This is a genomic window from Paenibacillus sp. VTT E-133291 (genome assembly GCF_002264395.1).
GTDB classification, from domain to species: Bacteria; Bacillota; Bacilli; order Paenibacillales; family Paenibacillaceae; genus Paenibacillus_AQ; species Paenibacillus_AQ nitricinens.
The window spans coordinates 1-4900 of the sequence record NZ_NFVA01000174.1; the positions used below are offsets into that span (position 1 = coordinate 1).

The following is a 4900-nucleotide window of genomic DNA, read 5'->3' on the forward strand; positions in this document are numbered from 1 at the left end:
CTTAGATTTGGAGATATTAATGGTGTAGCCCTTATGGGGTAAGGGATTTCACATCTTGGATATGTTAATTGTTCATAGACTTTATTGGCATACGGTTAGACATTAGTGCACAAAATTGTTTACATATTTTATTATGTCGTAAGCATCTAGAGTTAACAATGACATTACATTGTGACTATACTACGTAGCCAGATATAAATAAAAAAAATAGGTGCAATGCATTTTCGCATCACACCTATAAATTAGCTGATATACAGCTTTTTATTAACATTGTCCCAGCTTACCTTATGACCTAGTGCTTTCAATACACTAATTGGAACATAGTTCTCATTATCTTTAATAAATCCGTTATGTACACTATTATCTTTAGTTAGAACGTCCTTAACTGCTTCCACATTATCATCCTCTTTTTGAACTGATTTATCTGGTTTCGGACTAATAAGAGCATAGGCAAAAACTATTTGTGTTTGAGTTGGCTGTTTACCATTACGATAATCTGCTGTAGACAGTCCAAACGTCAATTGAAAATGTGGATAATCTTTAAACGAAGTCCAATCTCCGCCCCATTCGAAACCCAACTTTTTTGCCTCATCAGTACCGCTTTATCAGTTCTTCCTCAAAGTATTCAATAGACTTAGATTCTTCCTCGCTAGCATAGTGAATAACTAACTTAAATTCATTTTATAGTTCCTTTTGCTCATCTGATTTTTACCGATCTTTTTATCATGTGCTTCAGGAGTGGCGTAATGAATAACAAGTTTATATTCGTTCTTGTTGGTTTTTTTAGTCATATGAAACGTTCTCCCTCGTAATTGCATATAACAATTATAGCCAGGAGATTAAAATCTAAACTGTGGTCTTACTGAGAACTAATCAATAAAGCATATGAAATAGACACATATATTAAAGCCCCTGAGATAATCCTCAAGGGCTTTTATATTACTCTTTAGTTTTAGATTTGGCTTCCATTAATACCACTTACGAATTTGAAATACCATCTAATTCCATCAGTAAAATATCGAACAGAATCGCGTAAGTAAGGTGTATTGTGCCTGTGTATTTGTGATCAATGGTGATAAAAGAGGGGTTTTATCTTGAATTTAGATACCATAAACTGCTGCCGTAATAGATGTATTATCCTCATAAAATATCTTAAACTCAAGAATAACCCCACCAACAATGAAAGGGACAACTATACTCCAAATATCATCAATCTTTAAAGAACAAATATTAAATATTAAAAATAAACAATTGAGTTATTTATATAAATATAGTGTTTTTTGTAAACATTTGCTATATTTTAGTGTTTCATGTTACAATCAAAACACTCCATATTATTCCAAATATACCACAAAGGAGATTATGTTATGAAGAAATGTTTAATGTCTTTATTCTCTTGTTTACTATTGTTCAGTTTATTCTCAGCTACTGTGGGTGCTACAGCAGTGAACACTCAATATCTTGAAGAAATACAAAGTATTCAAGATAATCTTATCAAGAATTTGGAACAGGCTGATGTTGACAATACGAAAGAAGCAAATCAAGCAATCAATTCATTTTTTCAAAATAATCCTGTGAATGAATCCTTAATAACGGATTACTTTGTTAATACAAACCAAAAAACTGTTCTTCCAGAAACTGAAGCTGATAGCGACATGGATCTCAAAAGTTATTTAAGAACTAACATTGAGAATGGAAATTTCAAAGAACATATTATCTCAGATAATGTTAAAATTACATTAACTGATTCCCCATTCTTTATTGTCGAGACAGTAACTGATGATGAACAAGTCATTGATAGTGCTTTATTATCGAGCGATATGGCTAAATTAGCAGCAAGTCAAGCAACACCAACAAAAACATATACTCTCGATGTTAAAAGTATACTGGGAAACACAATTTTTTCAATTAGTGTACAAGGGTACTTTACCTATAATGGTACAGCAGTTAATCCTCATCTAGTCGATGCTTGGTATAACAAAGGCACTTTGTCAATTTGGCAGGTTGACGATTGGGAAGAAGGAGTTACCTATGAAATGACTGGAAAAGTGAGAATTTTCGGAAAGGGTAAATTTCATTTCGGACTTGAAATCGCAGGTTATGGACTAACTGTTCAGGATAAATTTTATAATGTATTCCAAGAAGGCGATAAAAGTGGAGGAGTACTTTGGGATAAAACTGTCAACTAAAAAACAATAGAGGAGAAAAAATGATTAATTTTCTAAAATCAAAGTCTTTCCTTGTATCGACAGTACTATTCAGTTTAATATTTGTTATTAATATTGCAGTAACTGATTCATCAACTGAAGAAATTGCTCTCGCTGTACTTAAATCATTATTGGCTGGAGTAATTTGTGGATTCGTATTTGGCGGAATTCTCTACTTAATACAGAAAAGAAATAAAAGAATTAATTAATACTAATGGAATTCTATGGAGTAGTTAATTTCATGGAAAAAATCAGGCACTATACAGTAAATTCTGTAACGCGCCTGATTTTTTATGTATGTTTAATGCTCTCTCAAGTTTAATTATCTTTAGCTTTTTCAACTTAACCATGTTTATATATATCTTAGTAAAACAAAAAATTTATTAACTTTCCAGATATCTTCTAAAGTCAATTTTTAACCAAATATGTATCTTATTAATCCGATCCTCAGTATAGCTTTTGTTGCTTTCATTGTACCAGTCCTCAAAACAGAATTTCCATTTTTGGCTGTTGCAACTATAAAAAGCTGGTACACAGTTGGATAAATCGTTTGCTCCATCGTCGTTCACATGTTCTTTGTGTAGATCATGTTTTTGCATGGTAGCGCCTCTTGGAATATAATGATCATCTGCTTTTAATCCAGAGTAAGCACACGAATTATCAAAATAATTTTTACAATTAGTCCACTCTATGTCAGTAATATTATAATTTTTAGCAGTCCTTTTATCTCTATATACCCTTAACCTATCCTTGTTTTCCTTTGTCCATTTCTTAAACTTTCCATTAATCCTTCTGTTTTCGAACTAATTCTTTTTCTTATTTTTTCTTGAGAATCGTGTTTCCTTACGCTTTCTAAATGCTTGTCATAGTTCGTTATACGCCACTCCAAACCTGTGACAGTTACAGTCTCACCGTTTATTCTAAGTGTGTTCTTTTCGACTCCCTGCCCAATCCCCATTACTACATTTGCTTCAGACTTGGGGAACCTAGAAATGTGATGAATCATAACGTAATTGGTGCGACCAGCGGCTTCAAGTACCTTACGCAGCTCTTTTGCCTCTCGTTTCTTTGCTTCCTTTTCAGGGTTCGCTTTAAATAGGCCCATTTTATGTAATCTCCTTCGGATTCATTTTTTAATTAGCAGTGTTATTATACTTTGCTTAATTGCGGTTCTGTGTAATATTTAATTTCACCATGCTTTTCTAACTTTACTGTATACCAGTTATTACTATAGGCATAAACCTTTCCTTTACCATCTGGCGTTGTAACATTTTCACCAACTACATATCGATTCACGTTTACACCCTCCAATTTTGTTAAGAAGCCATTAATATTTAACTATTATTTTGAGTAAATAATCGTTTTATTATAGAATATTTTCATTATTTCACCACATGAATAGTTCGAGATTATGTAAGTTTGGTTTCAGATGGAATAGAATATAAAACAACAAAAGACAGCTAATTCTAAACAATAGAGTTAGCTGTCTTTTTGAATAATTATATATCCATACTAGCCAGAGGACTATGTAGTTGATATCTTCCCAATCTCTTCGTCTGAAAAATCAAGATATGCATTTTGAGTAACCTCCACTGAGGAATGACCTAATATTCTACAAAGACTCAATTCCCCTTTAACTCTTTTAAGTAAACCTTTAATTTTCACAGGCATTTTCAGAATCGCTTCATTTAATCAGTATTTTTTTCAGCTCAAAAATAGTTGCCTCTGATAACAAGATAAGCCTATCGCTATTAACAACAAAAAAACTTAAAGGTATTCCAAGGTTTGTAGAAGGGTCACTTATATTTATTACTTTTACTACATCATTTATATTTAAGTCTGGGGTATCTATTTTATATAATCTATAAAAAGAGTCAGAGTTATAACATGTCGCTGTAATCTCATATAATGGTTTTTTTAGTTCATATTGTTAAACACCTTTTGATGAAAAAAAGTCTTTTTTGATGATAATTTCATCTCCAATAAATTTTTGCCCTGTTGGATATTCAGAAGCATCATTATATGAATTTGCAAATCCTAAAAGCTTCTCAACTTTCCAAGTTCCATAGAAATATTTTTCAGTTTCACTATCCAAATTCATACTTTCTTGAGCACAATATACGGATGTGTTTTTTGGAATAATAGACTCATCCGTTGCAGGTTTAGGCTCACTAGAAGTAATTGGATTTGATGTCATTTCAACATTTCCACAAGCCGATGCTAGCATCAACATTATCATAATACAAACCAATAATATTTTTTTCATATTTCACACTCCCACTATTTTTTCAAGTTCATATGTCTCCTTTTAGATAAAATATTTGTTTTATCAGATGCTAAATTGTTCCATTAGATAATCTCTATAATCAACTCTATTGAAGAAAGTTAACTGTTCATCTGCTTCTAATTCATTTTGCACAAGATGTTTTATAAGATATTCCCTGCGAAGTACAGTACAACATAAAATTATCAATCTGAAATTGAAAATCAGTCATAAACAAACACTCCTCCATTGGATTTACCGAACCCAATAAAGGAGTGAAATTTATACATATACACATAAGAAATTGATTGGCTTTAAATTACCCAAAAAGAAGTTTATAGGCAAAATCGTTTTAGCCTAAACACCTTCCAGTAACCCACAATCCCTTACCACGCACTGCCCCTAACCCTTTCAACTAACCTTATGCTCA

General features: G+C 32.0%; 5 protein-coding genes and 1 pseudogene. 1 reads left to right on the plus strand and 5 read right to left on the minus strand.

The window, feature by feature from the left end:
- Window positions 1–242 precede the first annotated feature (242 nt).
- Entirely contained in the window at window positions 243–578 is a 336-nt protein-coding gene (locus CA598_RS31035; RefSeq protein WP_094878995.1) for a M15 family metallopeptidase, read from the minus strand.
- A gap of 789 nt (window positions 579–1367) precedes the next feature.
- On the opposite strand from CA598_RS31035, the gene CA598_RS31040 reads away from it, so the two are divergent.
- A complete protein-coding gene (locus CA598_RS31040; protein WP_076284492.1) occupies window positions 1368–2189 on the plus strand; it encodes a hypothetical protein in 822 nt (273 codons plus the stop codon).
- 757 nt (window positions 2190–2946) lie between these two features.
- Here the strand turns inward: CA598_RS31040 and CA598_RS31055 are convergent.
- The 4 genes and pseudogenes from CA598_RS31055 to CA598_RS33235 form a co-directional block, all read right to left on the minus strand.
- Window positions 2947–3312 carry a hypothetical protein gene (locus CA598_RS31055; RefSeq protein WP_094878998.1) on the minus strand — a complete coding sequence of 122 codons (366 nt, stop codon included), beginning with the start codon at window positions 3310–3312 and terminating at the stop codon, window positions 2947–2949.
- 44 nt (window positions 3313–3356) lie between these two features.
- Window positions 3357–3503 (minus strand): hypothetical protein, encoded by a 147-nt coding sequence (locus CA598_RS32510; protein ID WP_179283815.1) that lies wholly within the window; start codon window positions 3501–3503, stop codon window positions 3357–3359.
- 203 nt (window positions 3504–3706) lie between these two features.
- Window positions 3707–3830 (minus strand): annotated as a pseudogene (locus CA598_RS33230) (tyrosine-type recombinase/integrase); the annotation flags it as partial.
- A 307-nt stretch (window positions 3831–4137) separates the two neighbouring features.
- On the minus strand, window positions 4138–4473 hold the full coding sequence (locus tag CA598_RS33235) for a hypothetical protein (RefSeq protein WP_256990734.1): 336 nt from the start codon (window positions 4471–4473) through the stop codon (window positions 4138–4140).
- Between the last annotated feature and the right edge of the window lie 427 nt (window positions 4474–4900).

Bases quoted from the DNA above. Each gene is read 5' to 3' on its own strand.
- CA598_RS31040 (WP_076284492.1), top strand. From the start codon at position 1,368: ATGAAGAAATGTTTAATGTCTTTATTCTCTTGTTTACTATTGTTCAGT.
- CA598_RS31055 (WP_094878998.1), bottom strand. From the start codon at position 3,312: ATGGGCCTATTTAAAGCGAACCCTGAAAAGGAAGCAAAGAAACGAGAG.
- CA598_RS33235 (WP_256990734.1), bottom strand. From the start codon at position 4,473: ATGAAAAAAATATTATTGGTTTGTATTATGATAATGTTGATGCTAGCA.